The sequence below is a fragment of the Antarcticibacterium sp. 1MA-6-2 genome, assembly GCF_021535135.1.
GTDB lineage: Bacteria > Bacteroidota > Bacteroidia > Flavobacteriales > Flavobacteriaceae > Gillisia.
Genome location: NZ_CP091036.1, coordinates 2,511,716 through 2,536,552, shown reverse-complemented (window position 1 = coordinate 2,536,552; position 24,837 = coordinate 2,511,716). Strand labels below are relative to the sequence as shown.

At 40.6% G+C, this 24,837-nt stretch carries 19 protein-coding genes and 6 pseudogenes; 9 read left to right on the top strand and 16 right to left on the bottom strand.

The window, feature by feature from the left end:
• Positions 1 to 394 precede the first annotated feature (394 nt).
• The 8 genes and pseudogenes from LZ575_RS12900 to LZ575_RS12865 all read right to left on the bottom strand — a co-directional run bounded on the left by LZ575_RS12900 (position 395) and on the right by LZ575_RS12865 (position 9,741).
• A complete protein-coding gene (locus tag LZ575_RS12900; protein WP_235324943.1) occupies positions 395 to 946 on the bottom strand; it encodes an REP-associated tyrosine transposase in 552 nt (183 codons plus the stop codon).
• A 127-nt stretch (positions 947 to 1,073) separates the two neighbouring features.
• Positions 1,074 to 2,799, bottom strand: a pseudogene (locus LZ575_RS12895) (DUF885 domain-containing protein).
• A gap of 77 nt (positions 2,800 to 2,876) precedes the next feature.
• A pseudogene (locus LZ575_RS12890) lies at positions 2,877 to 3,880 on the bottom strand (metal-dependent hydrolase).
• A gap of 37 nt (positions 3,881 to 3,917) precedes the next feature.
• On the bottom strand, positions 3,918 to 5,387 hold the full coding sequence (locus tag LZ575_RS12885; protein ID WP_235324942.1) for a cellulose synthase family protein: 1,470 nt from the start codon (positions 5,385 to 5,387) through the stop codon (positions 3,918 to 3,920).
• Positions 5,387 to 6,079, bottom strand: a complete 693-nt coding sequence (locus LZ575_RS12880; protein ID WP_235324941.1) for a glycosyltransferase family 2 protein — start codon at positions 6,077 to 6,079, stop codon at positions 5,387 to 5,389. The genes LZ575_RS12885 and LZ575_RS12880 overlap by 1 nt, the downstream gene beginning before the upstream one ends.
• 79 nt (positions 6,080 to 6,158) lie before the next feature.
• Positions 6,159 to 7,743 (bottom strand): annotated as a pseudogene (locus tag LZ575_RS12875) (4Fe-4S binding protein).
• A 56-nt stretch (positions 7,744 to 7,799) separates the two neighbouring features.
• Complete coding sequence (locus LZ575_RS12870; RefSeq protein WP_235324940.1) at positions 7,800 to 8,294, bottom strand: transposase; 495 nt, start codon at positions 8,292 to 8,294, stop codon at positions 7,800 to 7,802.
• A 161-nt stretch (positions 8,295 to 8,455) separates the two neighbouring features.
• Positions 8,456 to 9,741: pseudogene (locus LZ575_RS12865) on the bottom strand (NAD(P)/FAD-dependent oxidoreductase).
• An 83-nt stretch (positions 9,742 to 9,824) separates the two neighbouring features.
• Here LZ575_RS12865 and LZ575_RS12860 point away from each other — a divergent pair.
• The 3 genes from LZ575_RS12860 (at position 9,825) to LZ575_RS23725 (ending at position 11,573) form a co-directional block, all read left to right on the top strand.
• Complete coding sequence (locus LZ575_RS12860; protein ID WP_235324939.1) at positions 9,825 to 10,535, top strand: DUF547 domain-containing protein; 711 nt, start codon at positions 9,825 to 9,827, stop codon at positions 10,533 to 10,535.
• Positions 10,525 to 11,310, top strand: coding sequence for a glycoside hydrolase family 113 (locus LZ575_RS12855; RefSeq protein WP_311195775.1), 786 nt, complete (start codon positions 10,525 to 10,527; stop codon positions 11,308 to 11,310). The genes LZ575_RS12860 and LZ575_RS12855 overlap by 11 nt, the downstream gene beginning before the upstream one ends.
• A 62-nt stretch (positions 11,311 to 11,372) precedes the next feature.
• The gene (locus tag LZ575_RS23725; protein ID WP_311195774.1) at positions 11,373 to 11,573 is read left to right on the top strand and encodes a hypothetical protein; all 201 of its coding nucleotides are present in this window, start codon (positions 11,373 to 11,375) and stop codon (positions 11,571 to 11,573) included.
• Positions 11,574 to 12,056: 483 nt separating this feature from the next.
• On the opposite strand, the gene LZ575_RS12850 is transcribed toward LZ575_RS23725, so the two are convergent.
• From LZ575_RS12850 to LZ575_RS12825, 6 genes and pseudogenes are all read right to left on the bottom strand, one after another.
• Complete coding sequence (locus LZ575_RS12850; RefSeq protein WP_235324938.1) at positions 12,057 to 12,581, bottom strand: transposase; 525 nt, start codon at positions 12,579 to 12,581, stop codon at positions 12,057 to 12,059.
• 197 nt (positions 12,582 to 12,778) lie between these two features.
• The gene (gene arsM / locus LZ575_RS12845) at positions 12,779 to 13,747 is read right to left on the bottom strand and encodes an arsenosugar biosynthesis arsenite methyltransferase ArsM (RefSeq protein ID WP_235324937.1); all 969 of its coding nucleotides are present in this window, start codon (positions 13,745 to 13,747) and stop codon (positions 12,779 to 12,781) included.
• A 25-nt stretch (positions 13,748 to 13,772) separates the two neighbouring features.
• Positions 13,773 to 14,587 (bottom strand): annotated as a pseudogene (locus LZ575_RS12840) (purine-nucleoside phosphorylase).
• A complete protein-coding gene (locus tag LZ575_RS12835) occupies positions 14,584 to 15,207 on the bottom strand; it encodes a TIGR04282 family arsenosugar biosynthesis glycosyltransferase (RefSeq protein WP_235324936.1) in 624 nt (207 codons plus the stop codon). The pseudogene LZ575_RS12840 and the gene LZ575_RS12835 overlap by 4 nt, the downstream one beginning before the upstream one ends.
• Before the next feature lie 24 nt (positions 15,208 to 15,231).
• Positions 15,232 to 16,294 (bottom strand): annotated as a pseudogene (arsS, locus tag LZ575_RS12830) (arsenosugar biosynthesis radical SAM (seleno)protein ArsS).
• A gap of 293 nt (positions 16,295 to 16,587) precedes the next feature.
• Entirely contained in the window at positions 16,588 to 16,923 is a 336-nt protein-coding gene (locus LZ575_RS12825; protein ID WP_235324935.1) for an arsenosugar biosynthesis-associated peroxidase-like protein, read from the bottom strand.
• Positions 16,924 to 17,212: 289 nt separating this feature from the next.
• On the opposite strand from LZ575_RS12825, the gene LZ575_RS12820 reads away from it, so the two are divergent.
• From LZ575_RS12820 to LZ575_RS12805, 4 genes are read left to right on the top strand one after another with little or no spacing between them, the layout of a single operon-like run.
• Positions 17,213 to 18,970: a SusC/RagA family TonB-linked outer membrane protein gene (locus LZ575_RS12820; protein WP_235324934.1), complete on the top strand. Its 1,758-nt coding sequence runs from the start codon at positions 17,213 to 17,215 to the stop codon at positions 18,968 to 18,970.
• Positions 18,937 to 19,605 (top strand): TonB-dependent receptor domain-containing protein, encoded by a 669-nt coding sequence (locus LZ575_RS12815; protein ID WP_235324933.1) that lies wholly within the window; start codon positions 18,937 to 18,939, stop codon positions 19,603 to 19,605. Before LZ575_RS12820 ends, LZ575_RS12815 begins: the two co-directional genes overlap by 34 nt.
• Positions 19,583 to 20,221: a hypothetical protein gene (locus LZ575_RS12810; RefSeq protein WP_235324932.1), complete on the top strand. Its 639-nt coding sequence runs from the start codon at positions 19,583 to 19,585 to the stop codon at positions 20,219 to 20,221. Before LZ575_RS12815 ends, LZ575_RS12810 begins: the two co-directional genes overlap by 23 nt.
• A gap of 10 nt (positions 20,222 to 20,231) precedes the next feature.
• A complete protein-coding gene (locus LZ575_RS12805; protein WP_235324931.1) occupies positions 20,232 to 21,590 on the top strand; it encodes a RagB/SusD family nutrient uptake outer membrane protein in 1,359 nt (452 codons plus the stop codon).
• A 3-nt stretch (positions 21,591 to 21,593) separates the two neighbouring features.
• Here LZ575_RS12805 and LZ575_RS12800 read toward each other — a convergent pair whose 3' ends face one another.
• Together LZ575_RS12800 and LZ575_RS12795 are read right to left on the bottom strand one after the other, a co-directional pair.
• Positions 21,594 to 22,004, bottom strand: a complete 411-nt coding sequence (locus LZ575_RS12800; protein ID WP_235324930.1) for a hypothetical protein — start codon at positions 22,002 to 22,004, stop codon at positions 21,594 to 21,596.
• A 63-nt stretch (positions 22,005 to 22,067) separates the two neighbouring features.
• A complete protein-coding gene (locus LZ575_RS12795) occupies positions 22,068 to 22,241 on the bottom strand; it encodes a hypothetical protein (protein WP_235324929.1) in 174 nt (57 codons plus the stop codon).
• A gap of 573 nt (positions 22,242 to 22,814) precedes the next feature.
• Here LZ575_RS12795 and LZ575_RS12790 point away from each other — a divergent pair.
• Both LZ575_RS12790 and LZ575_RS12785 read left to right on the top strand, forming a co-directional pair.
• Entirely contained in the window at positions 22,815 to 23,843 is a 1,029-nt protein-coding gene (locus tag LZ575_RS12790; RefSeq protein WP_235324928.1) for an AraC family transcriptional regulator, read from the top strand.
• 251 nt (positions 23,844 to 24,094) lie between these two features.
• A complete protein-coding gene (locus LZ575_RS12785) occupies positions 24,095 to 24,571 on the top strand; it encodes a UpxY family transcription antiterminator (protein ID WP_235324927.1) in 477 nt (158 codons plus the stop codon).
• Positions 24,572 to 24,837: the final 266 nt, after the last annotated feature.

Genomic DNA, 24,837 nt, shown 5'->3' with positions numbered 1-24,837 from the left:
AGTTGATGGTTTACCACAACCTCCGCCACCTCCACCACCAGTAACTTTTGAAGAACTGCTGGCAGATGGAGCTACATTTTACTACAACGGAAAATTAATTGAACCCGAAAAAGCTAAAAATCTGGTTGAGGTGCAAAAAACGGTAAATGTGGAGATATCTATTAATAATTATGAAAAACCGATAGTAAAATTGACCGATAAGAAGAATAAGAAGTAATAATAAGAGGCAGGCACGGGCACGGATCACAGATCCGCGCCAGCATTTTCTGATTATCATTGAATAAAGCTAGCGCGGATTTTTAATTCGCGCTTTTTCTTGCTTCCAACCGTCTCCTGTAAGCAACGGCATCTATAATTGTTAGCGCGGATTTGCAATCCGTGCTAACAATTATATCTAAATCAATTCGAGCAGGTTCACCTCAAGTTCACCTTCCATACCTGCATAATTCCTGGCAGAACTAAATAAATAATCCTCAGGATTTTCCACAATTCTGTCTTTAACAGGATTGTGGTGGATGTAATTGAGCTTTTGATTAAGAAATTTCCCAGATGTTAAAGATTCGGCGTGGTAACCATTCTGCCATACTTTGTATTGTTGATCCCGCTTTAAATGTTCACACGCTCTCTCAAAGAGAGTGAGCATCCATTTCCTTCTGCTTTCAGGTGATTCTTTTATCGTTTTAATTATTTCTTTCGAAGTAAATTTTTTAAAATCTCGTAAGATATCAGACAGGATCCCTTCGTCAGCCTTACATATCATATGCAAATGATTAGACATTAGGCAATAAGCAAATATTTCGAGACCTTTATGCTGTTGGCAATATCTAAGGCTCTTTATAATAACCTCCTTTTGTTCCGGGCGAGTAAAAATATCAATCCAATCAACTGTTGTCATGGTGATGAAGTAAGCAACATCCGGTACTGTAGCTTTATACTTAGTAGACATAATTAAGGTATTTTTACTTTAGTATGGCACGCCCGGCACATCTCGACACGTCACGTCACGGCACGGCACGGATTGCAAATCCGCGCCAGCACGCTCGCGTGGCAGATCCGCGCCAGCACTTCTGGTGTTAGCGCGGATCTGCGATCCGTGCTGCTGCAATATAATCATTCACCAGCTCCTCCATAATCTCCAAAGTCACAGTTCCGTGGCTAAGGATCACCTCGTGAAAATCCCTTATCTCAAATTTAGAACCGAGTTCTTTTTCAGCTTTTTTCCTTAACTCCCGGATTTTAATTTCCCCAATCTTGTAAGAAACCGCTTGTCCCGGCCAGGAGATGTACTTAGGTCTATTTCGGTGTTAATCTCGTGCAGGGAAAGTGCTGTATTTGACCTTAGGAAATCTATTGCTTTGTCCCGGCTCCAGCCCATCGAGTGAATTCCGGTGTCTACAACCAGCCTGCAGGCGCGCCACTGTTCATATGTCAGTTTTCCGAAGAGTTCATAAGGAGTAGTATAGATTCCCATTTCTTCAGCTAAAAACTCCGAATACAATCCCCATCCTTCCCCATATGCCGACAGATAAAAATTTCTTCGGAATCGGGGAATGCTCTCGCCGAGTTCTCCGTTCAAAGCAATTTGTAAATGGTGCCCCGGCACTGCTTCGTGAGCAGTTAACGATGGCAATACGTAAAGCGGCCTGCTGGGCAGGTCATAGGTATTTACCCAATAATATCCAGGTTGGGTTTCACTGGAAGCACTAATGTATCTTCCGGTGGTATACTTTGGTGCAATAGCTGCTTATGACAGCGGCTACTCCGTAAGGTTTGCGGGGCAGCTTTTTAAAGTACCGCGGCAGTTGAGCATCAATTCTCTTCGAAATATCTCTTGCTTCCTTTAATAATTCTTCCGGAGTAGACGCGTAGAACTGCTCATCAGTTCGTAAAAACTGAATGAACTCTTCAAAACTCCCCTTGAATTCTACTTCCTCAATAATTTTTTTCATTTCGGAATTAATTCTGGAGACTTCCTTTAACCCTATTTGGTGAATTTCTTCAGCAGTAAGATCAAGGGTCGTGTAATAGTTCAACCGATTCTGGTAATAATTTCTTCCGTTTGGGATTTCTGAAACTCCTACACTTTTTCTTGCAATGGGTAAATATTCCTGGTCGAAAAACTTCTTGATACGGCTAAACTCCGGTACAACCTTCTTTTTAATAACCACTTCTGCGGCCTCTAATACAGAATCCCGCTGTTTTTCGGTAAGGCTGGAAGGCAGATTTTTAAAAGGTGAGTAGTAATAACTTTCTTTGAAATCCTTTACAATTTGATTGTTATAGGTAGCTTCATAACCATCAAAGATCACCCGCGGCTGGGTGTTCCCTTGTTCTATTCCTTCCCGAAGCAGCGCCAGGTGCTGGTCCACGAAAACAGGAAGTGCATTAAGTTTCTCCAGATATTCCTTTACCTGCCCGTAATTTACCAGTTCGCGCACATGGTAAGGCAGGCTCACGTGAAAATCAAGCATCTGAAAGCAAGGGATTTAAATATGCTTCATATTCGTAAAAATCTATAGTTTCCTGTAATTTGAATTTCAGAAGTTTCAATGAGATCCTGTCTGACTGAGAGAGAGTTTTTTCATCAATTTTCTGAAGCTTTTCCAACTGTTCTTTTGCAAATCCTGCTTCCCGGCGGTAATGTTCTTTGGTATAAAGCCCCAGCGGAAAGTTTTTTACGTCATAAGCTTTGTGTTCCTGTACCTTTTCTATGATTTCCCGGAGTTTTGCTGAAGGTTCCTGTGCAAAAAGTAGATTTGCTGAAAATATCAAAAAACAAAAAATTAAGTGGCATTTCATAGATTCTGGATAGTTTGAAGTTTAAAGATAAATAAAAGCGCCTACAGGTTATCTGAAGGTTCAGACAGGAAAGAGCGTTAATTTCCGAAGATCCTTTTTCCGAGGATAGAAATTAATTTTTTAGCTTCTTCAGTATTGCGCTCTACTTCTTCAATCTTTACCTCGCCACCTTCATCAATGATCCTGTATGTGAAGACAAAATTTGGTTCTGTTGCAGTAATGTCCAGAACTCCAAAGCGCAAGTCATGAAAGTACATTTTTCCTTCTTTTTCAGAAATAATATACCAGCCGTTCGAGATATCGATAAGCCGCTGCACTTTGTCATTCGAGTTTAAATCGCCAAGAAGATGATGGTTTTTCAAAAAGCTGTAAAAGCGGATTGGCTGAGAATCAAAAAAAGAATAATCTCCTATGAGGAAAGCGTCTTCTGTTTCAATATTTGCTGTCCACAAGATTGTGTTGAAAGGACTTGGCTTTGTTTCTATCTGCAGGTAGGGCACACTCTGTGCCTCCAGGGCATCTATAAACTTTATATAGCTTATTCCTTTAAGCGCTATAGTTGTAAGGAGATAAAGACTACTTACGATTAGCCCCAGATTATTTAATTTTCTTCTCTTTCTCGTACCGCGTTCGGTTCTCATAGCGAGGATGAGAAAAATCAGGAAAGGCAGCGTGTATAAGGGATCAATTACGAAAATGTTCTTAAAAGCAAGGCGAATGTCGAATGGCCAGAACAACTGTGTTCCCCAGGTGGTAAAAGAATCAAGAATGGGATGAGTGAAAAGGCCCCAGAACATCAACCACGACCATTCTTTCCATGTTGCCGCAGATTGTTTCTCGATCTTTGAAATAATCCACCCAAAAACGGGAGCAAAGAGGAGTGAGAAAACTATGGAATGACTAAAACCCCTGTGAATTTCTATTGCCGTAACAGTATCGGTAAAATAGCTTAAGCAAAGGTGTCAAGATCGGGAATAGTGCCAGCAATAGCACCATAAAGCATAGCCTTGTTTCCAACCTTTTTACCCAAAACTGCCTCGCCTACTGCAGCTCCAAGAACAATTTGTGTAAGTGAATCCATTTCTAATAATCTTCTGAAACTAAACGGAATGTTTTAATTATCCTCTTGCTCTTAAGGATTGAAAGATAACAAAACTTAATCCGCCAACTAACATCAGGTGAAACACCAGTAATCCGTAATCTGCCAGTTTTATAGCGCTGTAAATTCCGAAACAAAAGTATAACAACAACAGGATCTCGATATAGACATAAGTTGCCAGACCTTTAGTGATGTAAACATTGTCTTTCCACGAATTTTTTAAATCACTAACATTAAATTTTGGGGTACGGATGAAGGCACTTTTCTTGCCGAAATGTCCTTCGAGTACGGCAAGTGAATTGTATGCCGATAATCCCATAGCAACCGAAAAAAATGCGAAGAACATTCCCATAAACCTGAAAAAACTTTTGATGCCTTTTCCGTGGATCTTAGCCCAGGTAATCCAGTAACAGGCAAAGAAAACCAGGGTGCTAACTGCAAAAAATGCCATTAACTGAAAATACCATGCAAACTCCGGATTGTTATTTTTAATATACAGAACAGGAATACTTAGAACTGCTAAAATCAATAGAAGCAGAAACAGGCTGGAATTGAGTAAGTGGAAAAACCCGTGAAATTTCGTTCCGGCAGATTGATCTTTGTCTTTCAGCAAAAGCGAAAAATTCTTCTGGAAATTTTCCGCTGCTCCTTTGTTCCATCGGAATTGCTGAGACCTTGCCGCACTTATTATTACTGGTAGTTCCGCGGGAGTTACAACATCTTCCAGATACTTAAACTTCCACTTTTTCATTTGAGCTCGATAACTCAGGTCAAGATCTTCGGTTAAAGTATCACCTTCCCAATTTCCGGCATCAATAATACACTGCTTCCGCCAGATTCCTGCTGTGCCGTTAAAATTCATAAAATGCTTTCCGAAGTTTCTCGCGGTTTGTTCCACGACAAAGTGAAAATCAAGTGCAAAGGCAAGGACTTTTGTAAGTAAAGAATAATCCCGATTGAGATGACCCCAGCGGGTTTGTACCAATCCAACTTCAGGATCTTTTAAATGCGGAACAGTTTGAAGCAGCCAGTCTTTCTTCGGAAGGAAATCAGAATCAAAAATAGCGATCAACTCTCCCTTTGCGATTTTTAGACCTTTCTTAAGAGCACCCGCTTTATATCCTTTTCTGTTCTTTCTTCTAATATGTTGAATATCCAAACCTTTCTGCTGAAGTTCAGCCACAAGAGCAGCAGTTTTTTCCACAGACTCGTCGGTTGAATCGTCCAGAACCTGGATCTCAAGTTTATTTTTGGGATAATCAATTCCAGCTATGTTTTTCAGCAGTCGCTCCACGACATATTTTTCGTTGTACAGGGGCAGCTGAATGGTGATGTGAGGAATTTGATCTTTGTCTAAATTCAGGGGAGGTGTATGAGCTGATTTTTTTTTGGAACGCAGGTAATCCAGAAGCAGGAGGAATTGAGAGATACTGTAGATCAGGATCAATGCTGAAGCAAAGGTGTATATGATTATTATCGCTAGATCCATTATTTGAAGCTGTATTTAAAGATCCATCCCAAAATTTTAACTCCTGCGAACACTGCTCCTTTAACTGTGCCTGAAACTTTTGAAACTCCTATTCTGTTTTTATAATGCACTGGTATTTCTACATAAGTCAGATTTTTTCTCAAAGCTTTCAGTTGCATCTCAACTGTCCAGCCATATGTTTTATCCTGCATTTCAAGTGCCAGTAGTTCATCATATTTTATTGCTCTAAAAGGTCCAAGATCTGTAAACTTAGCGCCAAAAAACAATGACATTAGAGAAGTGGCGAGCCAGTTACCAAATATCTGCGGAAATGTCATTGATCCTTTTTCCCTCCATTTTTTCACTCGTGCGCCTATCACAAGATCAATATCATCCTCAATAATAGGAGCCACTATTTTGCTCATCTCTTCTGGATAGTCGCTGTAATCTCCATCGAGAAATACAACGATTTCAGGCTTTTCAGGTTGTTCGGCTATGTAATCCAAACCTTTAAGACAGGCGTAACCGTAACCTTTTCGCTCTTCCCGTAAAACTGTCGCGCCTGCAGCAGCTGCAACAACGTCAGTTTTATCTGTCGAGTTATTGCTTACTACAATGATTTCAGAAACAAAAGAGGGAATTTCATGGATCACTTTCCCTATAGATGCTTCTTCATTAAAAGCGGGAATAATGACTTTTATTACAACAGGCATTTAATATTCTTCAGTCCTCAAAGATAAGAGTTCCTGAGTAAGTAATTATACTAAAGGCAAGTTAAGACTAACCGCAAAATTACTTACTTCTCTGGTTCACCAAATCCATTAGATCAACATCATTTCCCAGCAGAATTTCTTCAGAATTTATTCTTCCGTCCTGACTGCCATTTTCCAGTTTTAGCACTCCCCGGGGACACACTGCAGCACAAATTCCGCAGCCAACACAACTGGATCGCACAATATTTTCTCCTTTTTGAGCGTAGGCCCTTACATCAATTCCCATTTCACAGTATGTGGAGCAATTTCCGCAGGAGATACACTGTCCGCCATTTGTCGTGATTCTGAATTTGGAAAACAACCTTTGCTGCATCCCGAGAACTGCTGCCATAGGACAGCCGAATCTGCACCACACCCGGTTTCCAAAAATCGGATAAAATCCCACTCCTATAACTCCCGAAAAGGCTGCGCCTATTAAAAACCCATACCATGAACGGATGGTGTCACCGTCAAAAAAGAAAATATTGGAGCTGCCGCTAAAATAATTAATGGCTGCTATTGTAAAGATCACACTCAGGAAAACAATTGCAGCTTTGCGTGCGTCTTCTGCCAATTGCTCTTTTTTAAAGATCATAATTAAGGCGAACAACAATATTAAAAAGCCTGCCGCACCTATTAAAAAAATTTCACGTGTCAACCAGAATTCATTTGGATCCGCCCCGAGATAGGAGTAGATAACCGCAATGGTCATTACCACCACGAAAACCAGCACACTGTGAATTAGCCAGCGCTCGAGTTTCCAGGCAGAACGGCTTTTGTCTGATAAATGCCGATAGGGATCGCTAAGCAGTTTCTGCCAGTCCGCCACATCCGCAAACCCAGGAACAGTACCACCTTTTGCCGTATTTGTAGGTGAGGATGGGGGTAATGACAAAGATGGAGAGTATTCCAAAAATAAACATTAGGATCCCAATATTTCCTCCTGAAAAAAACTCACTGATCTTATATCCTGCAAAAAAGTCGTAATTGAGCGGCCAGATATTCGTCGGGATGAAGTAAGGCTGGTTTAAACGATAAAGAATTTCCGGAATGAGGAAAGCAAACCCTAACTGAAAAAACATTACCGAATACGTTCTGTAAACCTCATATTTATTATGCCTGTACTTCAGAATAAATTTATAACCGAAGATCAGAATTGCAAGAGTGTAGAGTGTTCCATAAACAAACCACTGACTGGCAGGATTGCCACTGATTAGATAACTTAAAGGATCAAACAGAGCGATAATTCCGGTATTGGATCCCTCCTCTGTTAATCCCAAATATTCCGGAAACCAGTAGAGAACAACATAAAAAAGGGTGAGAAAAATTGCCGCCATCCACGCCCATAATCCACGTGAAGTTTGGGATTTAAACCATACCCCGTCATTCTTAATTCCGGCATGTTTTCCCAAATAAGCGTCATTGGCAAAAATGACTGTTCCCAGAGAAATAAGACCGAGAGACAACGTAAGGAACAGGGCCTTATTTGGAAAATTGACGTTTGCTATAGATAGTATGAGGATGAATAATCCCGTAAATCCAATTCCTGAAGCTATTTTTTGCTTTGTAGAAATAGCTTTTGGTGGTTCTCCCGTGAGAGACATATTGTCTTCTGTTGTGTTCATTGTTTATACTTTCAAAAGACCTCACAGGTTTTTAAAACCTGTGAGGTCTAAAATTTTTACTCCAAAAAAAGTTCCTCGTCCCTTTCTAAAATTTCATCCTGACGTAGGATATGTGCATTTTTAAAATTTGCTGTATCGCCAAATAAATCTATTACTCCTTCAACATCTAATAGCTCGTAATTATTTAATAGTAAAGGTCTAAAGGAGGAGTAATTATAACTGGCAAAATCATCAGTGAAGTTATGGTTCATCGGGTTGAGATGAATATAAAGGATCAACGTTCTTAAATATTCTTCATCCTTAACAATTATTCTTTTAAAGCGATCCTGGAATAAACTTCCTCTTCTTCCATAAGCTTTATTAATAGCTTTAGAGTAAGCATTGAAGAGATTTGAAAACGCTTTTGAAATTAAATTTTCATTCTTAAAGTCTCTGGTTTTTATAAGGAGATGAAAATGGTTTTTTAATAAGCAGTAGGCAAGGACATGAGCAACTAGGTAAAATATGTTTTTGAACCAATTGGAGAAAATAACTATAATTCCGTTCCTCAAGAAAAATATCTTCCCGATTATTTCCCCTGTTATAAATATGAAAATGTCTGTCGCCAACTAAAGATTCATACTTCATAAAACTCTTTATAATAAATATTGGTGTACTGCCATCTTTCTTACTCCGCGCTTAAACCTCACAGGTTTTTGAAACCTGTGAGGTTTCAACTCACCCTATTCTCCTTAAAAGCACCAAAAATCTCCTTTTCATACCTGTCGTAAAACTCAGGATCAAAATTGGCCTCTCGTAAATTTGCCAGCACGTGGTTAATGCTTCTCTCTTCCGTAAGCCATCTGTCAAAAACCTCGTGTCGCATTCTGATTCCGAAGCTATTGATCCCGAGGAATTTCTTTGTTTCCCGTTCAAAGGCAATAGTTATCGCTTTTGTGCCGTCACGATGCTCCCAACGAAAATGCTGTTCATTTTCCTTTGGTTCTGCCCATACCCGACCATAAGTCTGATATTCGATATCAAAAAATTTAGCCGAATTGAACCAGTGTCCGGGTTTGTATTTCATGGGTTTACCCGTGAGAGTCTGTCCCAAAGTTTCTCCCATCATCCTGCTTAAGTGTACCAGACTGCTTCCACAGGACTACGGTCTCCAATAGGTTCCCGCTGTTGGGCACAATCTCCAATTGCAAAAACATCTTCTATATTAGTCTGTAAGTAAGGATCTACAAGAATTCCTATGTCTGTTTCCAGTCCGCTGTCTTTTAAAAATTCTATATTAGGATGCACTCCCACACTTAGCCCTACCAGGTCGCAGAGAATTTCTTCTCCTTCAGCAGTCATTACTCCGGTAGCTCTTCCAACATCGTTCCCCAGGATATTCTCCAGATTCGTATTATGTCTCACTTCCACGCCGTGACTTTCAATGTGCCTGGAAATCATTTCGGCATCTTTTTCCGGAAGAACATTTCCCCAAAATCCGCTTTCGCGGACAAGCATCGTTACTTCAATTTTCCGGGTCCTCAGCATTTCTGCCAGTTCCACTCCTATGAGTCCGCCGCCCACAATAACCGCTTTCTTACAATTTGCCGTGTCCTGTTCCAGCTGGTCCAGGTCCTGTAAAGTTACCAGTCCCTGTACTCCTTTAAGATCCTGCCCTTCCCAACCAAACTTATTGTAACAGGAGCTGGTAGCGAGCACCAGTTTGTCATATTTTATTGGCTCATCTATGGAGAAATGCAGCTTTTTCTCTTCAAAATCAATTTTCTCCACCCAGGCTTTCTTAAGTTCGATCCTGTTTTCTTCCCAAAACCAATCCTCGTACGGCTTTAAATTTTCCCACTTCATATGTCCCATGTAAACATACATAAGAGCAGTCCTTGAGAAAAAATGATCGCTTTCACCGGAAATTACGGTTATTCTTTTTTCTGAAAACTTCCTGATATGCCGTGCGGCCGTTATTCCTGAAATTCCGTTGCCTATGATGACAATATGCTCCATAATGTTTAATTTAGGAGACTTAGAAAATTACTGATCTTTTGCATTGACTGAGGTATCAGAATTTTTTCTGAATGTTGAAATTTATGATGAAGTACCTTATTATTTTTCTCTGCCTTTTTACAGCTGATCTTTCAGCTCAAAGCACCGACCGTTTTTTTGATCTTGCCGATGATTTCTTTCAGCAATACGTGCAAAACGGCAAGGTAAAGTACGCAGAAATTCAGCAGAATCCCAAAGCATTAAATGAATTGTTGGCTGAAGCAAAAAAAGCTTCGGTCTCTTCTGAAAATCCCGCTGAGTACAAAGCTTTTTGGATCAATGCATACAATCTGGCCGTTATAAACGGAATAGTGCAGAATTATCCTGTAGCTTCCCCTCTTGAAATAGAAGGTTTTTTTGATAAACAAAAACATAGCCTGGGGCAAAAAAGTCTTACGCTGGACCAGGTGGAGCACGATCTTCTCTTCGGAAAATTTCCCGATGAGGCACGTTTTCATTTTGTACTTGTTTGTGCGGCAAAAGGTTGTCCTGAAATTATTCCTGCTGCTTATAGGCCCGAAATTCTGGAAGATCAATTACAAAAACAAACCGAAGCAGCTCTAAATAGTCTGGAGTTCGTTAAAGTAAGAGGAGACAAATTATCACTTTCAGAGCTCATGAAGTGGTACAGTGACGACTTCACTCGCGGCGGAAAGACGCTGATACAGTACATTAATCAGTTTCGGAAAGTGAAACTGGATAAAGATCTCAGTGTAGATTTTTACAAGTATAACTGGGATCTGAATGATTTCTAAATCTGAAAGTATAACCAGTTGGGCAGGAAAGATCCTGCTGTTTTTAATTTACCTGTTCCTTACTTCCTGTGCGTCAAAGCCTCCCTCAGAAAAGATTAACGGTGTTAGCTTTGTCGCTTCAAGAAATGAGGTAAAACCTGAAGATTTTCAGCCTGTTCTTAAAGTGAACGCGAATGCTATAGCGGTAATGCCCTTTGCTTTTATGCAGAGCCTGGAGCATGCTGAAATCAGGTTTAATTCAGAAAGGCAATGGTGGGGAGAAAGGGAAGAGGGGGTAAAAAAGACAATCCGAATGGCTCACCAGGAAAATCTCAGAGTAATGCTGAAGCCTCAGATTTGGTTACGTGGAGCCTTTACGGGACATCTTGAGATGCAAACCGAAGCTGATTGGAATAAGCTGGAAGAACAATACCGGGAATTCATTCTGTTCTATGCAAAACTGGCAGAAGATGAAAATGTGGATCTCTTTTGCATTGGAACTGAACTGAATTCTTTCGTACAGGCAAGACCGACTTTTTGGAGTGAGCTAATTGCGGAAGTAAGAGAGATCTACGATGGCAAATTAACTTACGCTGAGAATTGGGATAAAATTGAGGAGGTGCATTTCTGGAACAAATTGGATTATATTGGAGCAGACGCTTATTTTCCGCTTAGCGACGAGGCTGCGCCAACAGTAGAAGACTTATCCCGGGGGTGGAAACCAGTCAAGAGAAGCCTAAAAAAATTATCCGCAAAGGTGGACAGGCTAGGGTTTGTTTACCGAATACGGCTATAGGAATATAGATTTCACAGCCAAAGAGCCCTGGAATTTTTCACGGAAATTAACCAGCTTCAACTTTGGCGCCCAGGCCAGAGCTTTGTCTGCTCTTTACGAAGAGGTTTGGCCGGAAGAATGGTTCGCTTAACGGATTTCTATGGAAGTGGCATCACAATCACGCCAACGCCGGAGGTTTGGAAGATTCAGAATACACTCCCCAAAATAAACCCGCTGAAAAAGTTGTTCGGGAGAATTACGGGAAGTATTCGGGAAGGGAGTAGGGGGTTTCGTCTGGAATCGCAGTCGCCCCTCGAGCTGCTGTTAAGGCGGGAGACCTGTCAGACTTTTCTGTCTCGGAAGTTCGTGATTATCTGCGAATTACAGGACCACCTGGAAAAGGAAACCTGACTGGTCTGGAATCGCAGTCGCATCTCGATCTGCTGGTTAAGGCGGGAGACCTGTCAGGTTTTTTCGTCTCGGAAGTTCTTGGCTATCTGTGAATTACAGGACCACCTTGGAAAGGGAAACCTGACTGGTCTGGATCCAAGTCGCACCTCGATCTGCTTAGTTATCGAAGAGACCTGTCAGGTTTTTCGGCCTCAGAAGTTAGTTTCAGCCTAGTAGTTTCAGGCTAACCTGGAAAAGGATACCTGACAGGTCTGGGACCGAAGTCGCACCTCGATCTTCTGGTTATCGGAGAGACCAGACAGGTCTGGGATCGTAGTGGCTTTATTAGAACTCGATTTCTTCATCTAAACCTAAACCTAATTGTTGTTCCTCTTCAAATGAACCAACCGAAAATTTTCAAGGTCTCCAAACCATTCTATCACCTCTTCTCTTTTTAAGATGCTATACCTGCCGTCGAAGAATTGGGAATATGAAGAAAATGGGTAATTCTGAAAATTCTTATGAAATTTGTGAGCTTCAGGATTGAGGTGAATATATATTACCGAATTTCTCAAATAATTTTCATCCGATATTCTTTTCCGTCTAAAAGGTCTCTGAAACAGGCTACCTGTGCGGTCATATTTCTTGTTGATAGCTTTAGTGTAGGCGTTAAAGAGATTGGAAAATTTTGGCGAAGGGTAAATTGCTCCATTCTTAACTTTAACAAGTAAATGAAAGTGATTCCGAAGAAGGCAATAGCAATAAAGCTCAACAACAGGTAGAAGGTGTTGTTTTATTAACTTCAGAAAGTGCTTGTAGTTTGCCCCTTCAAAAAAGATCTTTTGCCTATTGTTTCCCCTGTTATAGATGTGATAATAACAACCTTCCTCAAGCGGTTCCATTTAAGCTGCTTTTCTTAAAGATAAAGAATTTAGCTTATATGGTCGAACCTGCTGAAAGGCAGCTTCTGTGATCTGCCATTTTTATCCTTTTTTAGTAGTCTTTTGACTACGGGTAATGAGAGTTTACCTGGTTTATTAAAACAGAGCATTCCGGGACGATCCAGAACTTCAAGATCAGTTCCTTTTCTTAGAATTTTTCAACAGCAACCTCCGCCATCGTAGTAGTAAGTTGATTCGCTGATGAAAATATCATCTCTGCCCAGAGCCGCAAGAGCAGCAGCCGTTTTATCGCATACCGCCAGCGGCTGATTGTATGATAAGAAGTGCCCTTTACCGTCGTCAAAGAACTGCTCTTTGCCATAATAAATAGCCGCTTTACCTGTAAAAATACAGGGACCATCGGCAGGCATAGGATCTTTAATGGCAGCTACCTCGATTGATTCAATAAATATTAATGTATCAGTAGGGTAGTGGTGCGGATCCAAAACCCGGTAAGGTTTCCTGGCGCGAATCTCAATGGTTCCAAATCCTGCATCTGTAAGAGCTTTTACATATTCGGTAATACTAAGACTTCCACTTAGGCAAAGTGCTCTTAGCCTTTCGTCGTTCCGCAGTTCTTCATTCATTTCCTGCTCGCAGGTGGGGTCACTCATAACCAACTTACCGTGCGGCTTCAAAACCCTGTACATTTCTTTAAGCGCCTGCGCCAGTTCTTCAGATTTAAAAATATTGAAGAGGCAATTTTGTGCAGCCACGTCAATAGAGCTATCCTTAACCGGAAGATTTAGCGCATCTCCCTTTTTAAGGTCAACAAAATCCTTTTGAAACCAGGTATTTAAAGCTTCTGCTTCATTAAAATTCTTTTGACTGGCTTCCAGCATTTCATCAACCACATCTACTCCTGTTACTCCACCTGGTTGACGGGAGAAATAGGCGAACTGCAGTAATTCCATTCCGCCGCCCACACCTACATACAGAATTTTAGGATTGTTTACGAGATCACGGGCGTGTACAGTACTCCCGCAGCCATAATTCATTTCCTGCATGATCTTTGGGATCTTCAAACCCGGTAATTCCCAAACCGGGTTTGTGGTGCAGCACAGTCCAATATCGGGGGTGAGGGCAGCATCACGATATACATTTTTTGTTGTTTCGAGGTATGACATACTTGAATAGTAAATAAATTAAATTTTAAAGAGACTCTATTAAACCCTTAAAAAGAGTGATCATTTGAGGTTCTGCTTTTTGTGCCATCTCAATGATTTCCTGGATATCTACAGGCTTAAGATTGTCAGGATCTCCTTCGTCGGTAATAACAGAAATTGCCGATACCGGGATCTTCAGGTGGTTTGCCACAATGACTTCAGGAACCGTGCTCATTCCCACAGCGTCTGCACCTATTATTCTTAAATACCAGGTATTCTGCACGGGTTTCCAGTTGAGGTCCAAGTACTGCGGCATACACACCTTTGTGTAGCCTGATGTTGTGCTCTGCAGCAATTTCCTCCAGTTTTTGGTTTATTTCATTATTATACGGAGCACTCATATCCACAAATCTTTCTCCCATTTTTTCGACTCCTTTAAATGCCAAAGGTGAACCTCCCTGCAGGTTGATATGGTCATCTAACAACATCAATTCCCCTTTTTTGTAGTCGGGATTTATAGAGCTAAGCCGCATTGGAAACCAGCAATTTTTTAATTCCCAGCAGGTGCATTACCCTAATGGGATAGGTCACGTCAAAAAGAGAATAGCCTTCATATAGATGGAACCTTCCCTGCATTACTACTACTTTTTTACCTGCGAGGATCCCGTAGATCAATTTGCCACGGTGGAATTCTACTGTTGCCGTTGGAAAACTGGGGATATGATTATAGCTGCATTCCGCTTTAATTTCTATTTCGTCGATAAGCTGGCCTAAACCGGTGCCCAATATTATTCCTATTTCAGGATTGTCAAAACCTCTCTCTATAAGATAGTCTGCTGTTTCGTGTATTTGTTTGATCATTGATTATTTTTTGGTAAAAATTGCTGAAATGCCTCCTGCTCCCTAATATCTTCAAAGGTATCAACATCATTGCGCACTGCCAGCAGTTTTAAGTTTTCGTTCTGAAGATCTTTAAGTGTATCGGGAAGTACAGTTGAGGTGCTCCATTTTTTATTGCTGAAAATTTCCGGTCTTAACTGTTTCATCCCCAGCAGATAATAACCTCCATCTTTAGCAGGTCCCACAACAAAATCTTTTTGCTGAAGATCGGCAAATGCCTCACTCAAATCTTCAGCAGAAAGTTCGTACAGATCACTCCCGATAATTATGATATTTTGGTATCCATCTTTATAGCCTTCAGCAAAAGCATTCTGCATTTTTTCACCAAGATCTTCTCCGTGTTGTAATTTTTTCTGAAAAATATCTTTTTTCCAGATATCTTCTTCAGGAATAGCTTCAGAATAATAAACCCTTTTATCTACAGGCAAGTCCAGGGTTATCTGAAAAGTGTGCAAAAGCAGAAATTTATAGATTTCCAGTGCAGCTTCCTCGCCAATATCTTTAGCAAGACGGGTCTTGACTTTTCCTAATTGGGGGTTTTTGGTGAAAATTATGAGGAGTTCTGTTGAAGCTGGTTGCAAAGAAGGAAGTTTAAAATGAGGTTTTTATTTAGTAACAGTTCCCTGGCAGCTGCTCCTGGCTCCCGCGGTACATCCGTAACAATGCTGGGAGATAATGATGTCCCTGTCGTTTAACAGATCTTCATTATAGGAACTGATATGTTTGACCCGGCTGTTCACCTTCAGGTCAAGCATCTGGTTGAAATCACAGTCATACAACCAGCCGTCCCAGCTTACCGAGATCGTATTGGTACACATAACATTTTCCACCGCCGCCGGATTATATGCTTCCACAAGTGCATACATATAATCCTCATAATTTTCCGAAGCAATAAGAAATTCAAGAAATCTGCTAATTGGCAAATTTGTTATTGCAAAAAGGTTGTTGAAGTCGATATTAAAATCAGCTTTTAGAGCTTTTTTAAAATCCCTTTCCATTGCAGATTGATCTGTAGGCAAAAAGGCACTAAGCAGGATTATATACAAGATCGAGTTTTAATCCTGTTCCTTCTTTTCCGTAGCCTTCCTCATTAAGCATCTGTAAAGCCTTTATGGATTTATCAAAAACTCCACTTCCTCTTTGTTTATCAGTTTTCTCTCTTTTGTAAAACGGCAGGGAAGAGATTACGTGTACATTGTGCTTTTTAAAGAATTGCGGCAGGTCGTGGTATTTTTTATTGGCAAGTATAATTGTAAGGTTAGACCTCACGATAAAATCATTTATTCCCGCTTTAGAAGCCTCTTCAACAAACCAGCGGAATTGCGGATGCATCTCCGGGGCACCTCCTGTAAGGTCCAGCGTATGAGCTCCGGTAGTTCTTACGACATCCAGGCATTGCTGCAGCGTCTCCATCGTCATCATCTCCTTCCTGTCCGGACCTGCATCTACGTGGCAATGGGAGCAGGTTTGATTGCACATATATCCCAGGTTGAGTTGCAGGATCTCCAGCTTCTTTGGCCTTAATGGATAATGTCCGGTTTTGGAAATTTTCTCCTTAAAGAGCGGCAGTTCCCCCTTTTTAAAGATGCCATTACTCAAATATTTTAACTGATTGACAGGATCGGAAAGACCTTCTTTTCGTGCCGCCAATGATTTTATTAATGCCATAACTATTATTAAATTCCAAAAACCAAATTCCAAATTCCAAACCTGCCTGACGGCAGTATGTTAGAAACAAGAAACAAGAAACAAGAGACAAGAGACAAGAAACAAGAAACAAGAGACAAGAGACAAGAGACAAGAGACAAGAGGCAAGAGACAAAAGAAGTTATTGTAACCTACAACCTTTATCTTACAACCAATAAACAATAACCTATAACTAAAAACCTATAACCTACAACTTACAACTTACAACTTACAACTTAGAACCTTGAACCTTAAACCTTGAACCTTGAACCGTTTTACATACTCAACTTCTTATACTTATTCATCATTTGAACTCCGTGTACCAGGGTTGCTCCTCCTTTTATCGCAGCTCCTACGTGTACTGCTTCCATCATTTCTTCTTTTTCAATCCCTCTTTTAAGTCCGTCCTGGGTATAGGCGTCTATACAATAAGGACATTGCACCACATGGGAAACTGCCAGTGCGATCAGGGATTTTTCCCTTGCAGTTAGTGCTCCTTCTTCAAAAACCTTTCCATAGTAGTCAAAGAATTTAGATCCCAGCTCCTCATCCCATTCAGATATTTCACCAAACTTCCGTAAATCGGCAGGATCGTAATATGTTTTACTCATTATAATCTTATTTATTGTTTCTCCGTCTAAATTATTCCTTAAATCTTGCCCGTACAAGCTGTTCTATTTATTTCTATGGAATGAAAGTATAATAAGGTGAATATTGAAATTACTATTACAACGATATAGTTAAAAAAAACTCTCCGAAATTTCTTAAAACTTACTCACTTAGGAGCAAATATTGGTTTTTTGGGAGATAAAAACGAGGATAACACTTATATTGCTGAAGAAATCATAATTCAGGAATGGTTTCAATATTTGGCTAATTCAAAACACAATTTGTATGAAAATGAAAAACTACTTTTTTTTGGGATTACTTTTTATTTCATCAATGGTTTTAGCTCAGGAAAGAGAGATTTCCGGAACTATTACAGATGCTGAAGGTTTGCCGCTCATTGGCGTAAACATTATTATAGAAGGCACCAACCGCGGAACCCAGAGTGACTTTGACGGGAACTATTCAATTGTTGCAGATGAAGGCCAGGTTCTTGTTTATTCTTTCGTTGGTTTCTCACCGGAAAAAAGAACAGTTGGAACCCAATCCGTGATTAACGTAAATCTTTCCGCAGATAATACGCTGGAAGAGGTTGTGGTTGTGGGATATGGTACCCAATCGAAGCGGAAGGTAACCGATAATATTTCTTCAATTTCCGCAGACGAGATCAACAACATTCCTGTGGCTAATATGCAAAGTGCTTTGGTAGGAAAAGCGGCGGGGGTACAAATTACGCAGATCAACGGTAAAGTTGAGGGAGGAGTAAAGATGAGAGTTCGGGGTGTTGCCAGTATCTCTTCATCTCTTGAACCTCTTTACGTAGTAGATGGAATGCCACTTATTAATGATGACGAAAGTACTTCAGAGGCACCTATCAATCCGTTGATCTCGATTAATCCTAACGATATAGAATCTATTGAGATCCTTAAAGATGCTTCATCTGCCGCTATTTACGGGGCTCGTGGTACAAACGGTGTTGTCCTTATTACGACCAAGCAGGGAAGGGCAGGAAAAACTACTGTTTCCATTAACACTTCTTCAGGCTGGAGCAGGCCAACTAATAAAGTGGAATGGTTAAATGCTGAAGAATACATCATGCTTATGCAGGAAGCCAGTGCTTATACCTATGGAAGTGATGATGAATGGCTGATTGAGGAAGACGGTTATTTTGACTGGATGGCAAACGGACTTGACTGGAGAAATGGAGCAGTAGATACAGATTGGCAGGATTATGCCCTGGTGGACGGTGCAGTACAGGATCACACAGTTTCCGTTTCCGGAGGTAATGATAAAACCCGATTTTTCCTTTCAGGAGGTTATAACAGGACAGAGGCTATAATTCGTGGGAATGACCTTGAGAGGTATTCTATAAGAAGCAATATAGACCACGATGTATCGGAGAGGTTGAGCGTAGGGTTTAATTCAGGAATAAGTAAAACACATATTTCCCGTATTGGAACAGACAACTCCTTTTCTACTCCCCTACAGGCTGTGGCCCAGTCACCTATTTCTCCTGCATACCTGGAAGATGGGATAATTCCCAACAACGAATCTACTATCTATTATAACTTTCTCATGCAGGAATATAATGGTGATTGGGATTCCAATATTTTCAGGGTTCTTATAAACACCTATGCTCAGTACGAATTACTACCGGGTCTAAATTTCAGGACAGAGGTGGGTTATGACAACAACAATCAAACTGAAGAATATTTCGCGGGTAGTATGACCGAATCTGCCTCTACAAATGGTTATGCTGATGCCAATGCGGTACAAAGTGATAAGTATAATTTAAACAACTATTTTAATTACAGCACTACTTTTGCTGAAGACTACGATCTTGACCTGGTATTAGGGATGAGTTTTGAAGAAAGTACCCGAAGCAGGCAATATACTGCTGTACCGAATTTCCTTCAGATGATCTTCAAACAGTGGCAAGTGCTTCGGAAATTATCGACGGAATTTCTTCCAGGACCAAGTACAACTTTCTCTCCTATTTTAGTAGGGCAACATTCTCCTTGTTTGACAAATACCTTTTCAAAGGAAGTTTGAGATATGATGGTTCCTCCCGTTTTGGTGAAGTAAACTGGTATGGATTCTTCCCGGCAGCTTCTGCAGGATGGATTATCTCAGAAGAAGATTTCCTAAGAGATTCAGGAACTTTATCGCTGCTTAAACTTCGCGGTAGCTGGGGCATCACCGGGAATGCGGGGATTGGGAATTTTGCCAGCCTGGGATTATTCAGCGGTAGAGCCTATAATCAACGTGCGGCTTTATATCCCAGCCAGTTAGGAAATCCAGAACTTAAATGGGAAAGGACACAGCAGGTGGATATAGGATTGGATTATGGATTATTTAATAGTAGAGTCACTGGAGAAATTGACTATTACGTAAAGACAACAAATGATCTTTTACTGGACCAGCCAATCCCGGGAACTTCTGGTTTCTCTAGTATTACCCGAAATGTGGGATCTATGGTCAACCGTGGCTTTGAATTTGTTCTTAACACCAGGAATATAACGGGTATAGATTTTAACTGGAGCACCAGCTTTAATCTCTCTACTCTGGACAATGAGGTGAAAGAACTACCGGGAGGTGATATAGTATCTGGTTTAAATATTGTAAGGGAAGGAGAAACTATTTCTTCATTCTATATGGTGGAATATGCTTGGTGTAGATCCCGATAATGGAGACGCACTTTTTTATACAAATACTTTGAATACCAATGGCATCCGTGACAGGTCCACCACGGCAAATTATAATGAGGCTGAAAGGGTTGTTTTAGGAAGTCCCTACCCAGAACTTATGGCAGGACTTACCAACAATTTGAGTTTTTATGGTTTTGATATGTCTTTTACATTTCAGGGGGAATGGGGTGCATCTTTATATAATTCAGGAGGAAGATTTCAGTCAGGAAATATGAGGTATGAAGATAACCAGACCCGGGATCAATTGAACAGGTGGCAAAATCCCGGTGACATTACCGATGTTCCGCAGGCAAGATTATATATCACCAACGGCCAACAAGATTCCTCACGCTATTTGGAAGAATCAGATTTTATACGGCTACGTAATTTCACCTTTGGTTATACTCTACCAAGGGAGGTTACAGAAACAATTTCTGTAGAGCGCCTAAGGGTTTATTTTACCGGAGTGAACCTGTTAACTTTTACAGATTACAGTGGGTACGATCCCGAATCTACTTATGACAACCTGGGGAGTTCAAATATCCAGAGAGGGATTACCTTTTATTCAGCCCCTCCCGCAAAAACATTTACAATAGGATTAAACATTGACTTATAAAAATTCAACTATGAAAAAATATATAACCTATAGATTATTTTTTTCAATGCTGGCATTAAGTTTTATTGCCTGTGATGATAATCTTGATATAGAACCGGAACAGGATCTTTCCCCCGAAGTCGCAACAGAGTCGCCATCTAACATTATGAATATCTTAAACAGCATCTATGCCGATCTAAGATCTGATGATGCTTACGCAGGAGGAATCGCTCTTATTTCTGAACTTCTGGGCAATACCGGAGATCTTTCGTGGAATGGAACCTATCTGGAACCCGGGGAATTTGATGAAAAAGCAGTAGTGGCTGCAAACAGTTTCGTGAGCGGGACCTGGCTAAATGCATATCAAATAAATAACCAGGCTAATATAGTTCTTGCTAATCTGGATGTTTTTGATGATGAGGATGCCAGGAACAGGGCAGAGGGGGAAGCTAAATTTTTAAGAGCCCTTAATTATTTTGACCTTCTAAGGCTATATGCAAAACCTTATGAGCAGGGAGCAAATGGTGGAGAACCTGGTGTTCCCCTAATTTTAGAACCTGTTTTAAATGCTTCACAAATTGCATATCCGCCCCGAAATACTATTGAAGAAGTGTACACACAAATATTAAATGATCTTAATGCGGCCTACGAGCTGCTACCTTCTGATAATGGCTACTTCGCAGATAAATATACAGCACAGGCACTGTTGGCGAGAGTTTATTTGCAAAGAGGTGATTATGAGGAAGCAAGAGATGCTGCCAATGATGTAATAGAGAATAGCGATGCCTCTCTAACCAATACCTTCGCGGGAGCATTTAATAATCCTGAGAACTCTTCGGAAGATCTGTTTGCCATACAGGTGACTGCCCAGGATGCGAGTATAAACGCCTATAATGAGTATTGGGGAGGTAATGATTTTGGAGGTCGCCCCGGAGATCCTGACATTTCTATTCTGGAACCGCATTATGGTATTTATGATAGTGAGCAGGATGACCGTGCGAACTTCTTTTATGAGACTGATAGGGGTACGGCTACCACAAAATGGCAGAACCAGTTTGGAAATATTCCGGTTATTCGTTTAGCTGAAATGTATTTAATTAGAGCTGAAGCTAATGAAAGGTTAGGAACTGAAGTAGGAGCTACCCCCTTAGAAGATATCAATACCCTTCGAGAAAGAGCACGTGCCCCTAGGCTGAGCTCTGTTGATCTTGAAACTATTCTTGAAGAAAGACGAAGAGAACTTGCTTTTGAAGGTTTTGCATTGTTCGACGCGAAAAGACTTGGTCGTGACGTGGGAGATATCACTTATGATGCTAACAGGCTGGTACTGCCAATTCCATTAAGAGAAACTGATGCTAACCCGCAACTGGAGCAAAATCCCGGATATTAATATTTATCTGAAATTAAATCCTGAGGGAGTCGTAATCGGCTCCCTTTTTTGTTGCTGAATAGTTTCAGGACTATCCTTGTAAATCGATTCGCTGGAATGGCCGTGGCATTCGATGTGAATGGAAAAGGAGCGGGAGGAGTAATTCACCGGAGAGTTTTCTTCCGGAGGCACTTCCGGGAAGAAGATAAACCTGACAGGTTTCTTTTCTTTCAGCCCTGGAATAACCTGGGAATTTTGCATCTGTTTGATTGAAAAACCTGTCAGGTTTAGGGCCAGGCCCGGGGTCGTCCTGGGGGAAGAGGAGCGGGAGAAGATTTCGCCGGAGAGTTTTCTTCCCGCGGCGCTTCCGGGAACGAGATAAACCTGACAGGTTTCTTTTCTTTCAGCCCTGGAATAAACTGGAAATTTCCGCATTTGTTAGAACGATAAACCTGTCAGGTTTACGGCCAGGCCCGGGGTCGTCGTCGTCTTTAAAACTCAATGAATCCGGCGAAGGCTGCAATAATTACCAGAACGGCAATAATGATAATAACGATTAGGACCGTGTTCGTTTTTGGTTTTGACTAGGTTTACTTCGGTAGACTGGTTTCTCGTATGCTCCTTCTGGTGAGGAGTAGGTACGGGAGTAGATTTATCGCTTTCTTTGCTCATGGCTTCAGTTTTTATTTTACTAATCCAAGTTATCTAAAAAATACTGAACATGGAAATCCTATCTCCGGGAAGAAAAATTTTCCGAAGCACGCGGTAATTCTTAAAATGAAACCTATAAATCAGATAAATAGAGGGCGCTATTGAGGTTTAACGCCTTTTGTCCCGAAGAGTTTTAATAATTTTCCGCAGAAAAAAAACTGTTACGTAAACTATTACAAGAACTTCGAGACCTAATAAAATGTAAAGTACTGTCATAAGATGGTCCTTTAATAGAGAATAAAAAATGCATTTTCTTCGGCCTCAAAAAAGTAAGTTGGATAAATATCTCTTTTTTTAAAGAAAACCATTGCCGCTTTTCAAATTTAGATTAATGTTATTCACATTTTATTAACAATGAGCGGATTTTATTGAACTTTTGATTAACGTTTTTCACATTTTTGTTACCTGAATAACTATATTTACTATAAACGGGCTAGCTTAAGCTAAAGGAAATGTTAATTTTGATGTGAAAATATCCCGTGAAATAAATATTGGGATTACTACATATAACAAATACCAGAGGGCGCAACCTTTATGAGAATAGATGTAAAAACTTTACCTGTTCATGAAATAATACAGGATATTTCTGAAAATCTTAATGTACCTATAGTTTACGGTGATGCAGAACTTACAATTCAAATCCCCGCAGAAATTGGAGAGGGTTACATCAAAGGGAGCAGTTTTGATAGCGGAATAGGGTTAATGTCTTTTAACGGTAAGTTTTATCAGGATGTAGAGATCTGTTTTACCCTCAACACTGTTCACCCATTAAAATTTATCTTTTGCTCAGAAGGGGAAGTCTCTCATTCTTTTCAGGGGACCAGGGAGCAACATAAAATTGAAGCTTATCAAAACATCATAGTGTCCAGTAGCGGTTACGAAGGGCACGTGTTGTATTTTAAGGCCAATGTCCGCACTCATGTTTCCAGTCTGGAGATCATAAGAAGCAAATTTGCACACCGTACCAACTATAATTTTAAAGATCTGGACCCTACTTTGCAGGAGCTCTTTAAAGATGCTGTGTCTAAAAATAAATTCTTTTACCAGGGGAATTACAGCATAAAGGCAGCAGATCTTATGGAGGAGCTCAACACTAAAGATTTTACGGGTTTTCTTAGGTCTCTTTACCTTGAAGCCAAATCTTATGACATGCTGGTTATCCAGATTGCTCAATACCAGGATGACGAAGCTGTGGATCGACTGCCCACCATTCTAAGAAAATCTGATATTCTTAAAGTAGATTATGTTGCAAGGCGAATTATTGGTGACCTCGCCAGTAATCTCACCGTGGAAAGTCTCGCTAAAGAAGCAGGTACTAACGTAAATAAACTTCAGGAAGGTTTTAAACACGTTTATGACCTTACCGTAAACAAATTTATTCAGCACAAAAAGCTGGAAGCCGCCAAAGAAATGTTGCTTACCACCGATAAAAATATTTCAGAAATTGTTACAGCTATAGGCCTCAACAACAGGAGTTACTTCTCAAAGATCTTTAAAGAGAAGTACGGGGTCAATCCTAAGTACTTTCTGAAGTCAAAAAAGTCTGAAGCTAAAATGGAGTGAAAATGTTTTGGCTTCCTGATTGGTTATTTATGGTTGAATAGAAATTTCAAATTCCGGAAATATCACCCTTCCCCCATTCTCTAACTCTTTAAGCAGCAGCAGCAAATATTTTCCCCCACAAAAATTTTTTCTTATCCCCCTGCCTCTCCTGAAAATAATCATAACTTTGTTATGCATGTCTGACTATTTTCTGACGCTATCCTGCGCCACCCTACTTCGGAAAATAGTTAAAAAAAGTAAGAGCTATACGTATGGAGTGGTTTGTGGTTTACACAAAACCCCGCAGTGAATTAAAAGTTGCGGAAGGTTTAAAAAAAGCAGGAATAGAAAATTTTTGTCCGACGATTACAGAAGTCAGGCAGTGGAGTGACAGGAAGAAGAAGATCACCTCTCCGTTGTTTAAGTCTTACGTTTTTGTTTACCTGCCCGATTCTAAGCGGGAGCAGGTATTTGAAGTTCCCGGTGTGGTTCGATTTCTAAACTGGCTTGGCAAACCCGCCCGTGTCATGAACCAGGAAATCGAAACCATCAAAACCTGGCTGGCCGATGAGAATATCGAAGAAGTCGCCACAGAGCATCTGCAACCCGGCGACCAGATCACAATAGCCAACGGAGATTTCAAAGGTAAAGATGCAATTATTCAGAATGTCGGAAAAAAGCGCCTTCGCCTGGTTCTAAAAACTATGGGTTGGGTGGTAAATGTGAAGGTGAGGGATGCGGTGAGTTAGTCGTCTGTTATAGGTTATCAGTTGTTGGTTTTCGGTTTTCCGTTGCTTGTAAAAGTTGGCCTGAAGCGACCGAAAGCGAAAAATATAAAACCAGAAATCAGAAATCTAAAACCTTTTCCCCCATCATTCCGCGTGGTCACACCACTGCCAGTTCCCTGAGCAAAGCAATCTCATCTATTGAGAGATTTCCGCAGTTTTCCGTTTAGCGCTTTTCATTCTCAGTTTTCCGTAGTTTTAAGAATTATTCTAAAACTACCGAAAGCGAA

Excerpts from the sequence above, each read along its gene's own strand:
- LZ575_RS12900 (WP_235324943.1), bottom strand. The coding sequence starts at position 946 with ATGTCTACTAAGTATAAAGCTACAGTACCGGATGTTGCTTACTTCATC.
- LZ575_RS12885 (WP_235324942.1), bottom strand. The coding sequence starts at position 5,387 with ATGGATCTAGCGATAATAATCATATACACCTTTGCTTCAGCATTGATC.
- LZ575_RS12880 (WP_235324941.1), bottom strand. The coding sequence starts at position 6,079 with ATGCCTGTTGTAATAAAAGTCATTATTCCCGCTTTTAATGAAGAAGCA.
- LZ575_RS12860 (WP_235324939.1), top strand. The coding sequence starts at position 9,825 with ATGATGAAGTACCTTATTATTTTTCTCTGCCTTTTTACAGCTGATCTT.
- LZ575_RS12855 (WP_311195775.1), top strand. The coding sequence starts at position 10,525 with ATGATTTCTAAATCTGAAAGTATAACCAGTTGGGCAGGAAAGATCCTG.
- LZ575_RS12850 (WP_235324938.1), bottom strand. The coding sequence starts at position 12,581 with ATGGAACCGCTTGAGGAAGGTTGTTATTATCACATCTATAACAGGGGA.
- arsM (WP_235324937.1), bottom strand. The coding sequence starts at position 13,747 with ATGTCATACCTCGAAACAACAAAAAATGTATATCGTGATGCTGCCCTC.
- LZ575_RS12825 (WP_235324935.1), bottom strand. The coding sequence starts at position 16,923 with ATGAGTAAAACATATTACGATCCTGCCGATTTACGGAAGTTTGGTGAA.
- LZ575_RS12820 (WP_235324934.1), top strand. The coding sequence starts at position 17,213 with ATGAAAAACTACTTTTTTTTGGGATTACTTTTTATTTCATCAATGGTT.
- LZ575_RS12810 (WP_235324932.1), top strand. The coding sequence starts at position 19,583 with ATGCTTGGTGTAGATCCCGATAATGGAGACGCACTTTTTTATACAAAT.
- LZ575_RS12805 (WP_235324931.1), top strand. The coding sequence starts at position 20,232 with ATGAAAAAATATATAACCTATAGATTATTTTTTTCAATGCTGGCATTA.
- LZ575_RS12800 (WP_235324930.1), bottom strand. The coding sequence starts at position 22,004 with ATGCGGAAATTTCCAGTTTATTCCAGGGCTGAAAGAAAAGAAACCTGT.
- LZ575_RS12795 (WP_235324929.1), bottom strand. The coding sequence starts at position 22,241 with ATGAGCAAAGAAAGCGATAAATCTACTCCCGTACCTACTCCTCACCAG.
- LZ575_RS12790 (WP_235324928.1), top strand. The coding sequence starts at position 22,815 with ATGAGAATAGATGTAAAAACTTTACCTGTTCATGAAATAATACAGGAT.
- LZ575_RS12785 (WP_235324927.1), top strand. The coding sequence starts at position 24,095 with ATGGAGTGGTTTGTGGTTTACACAAAACCCCGCAGTGAATTAAAAGTT.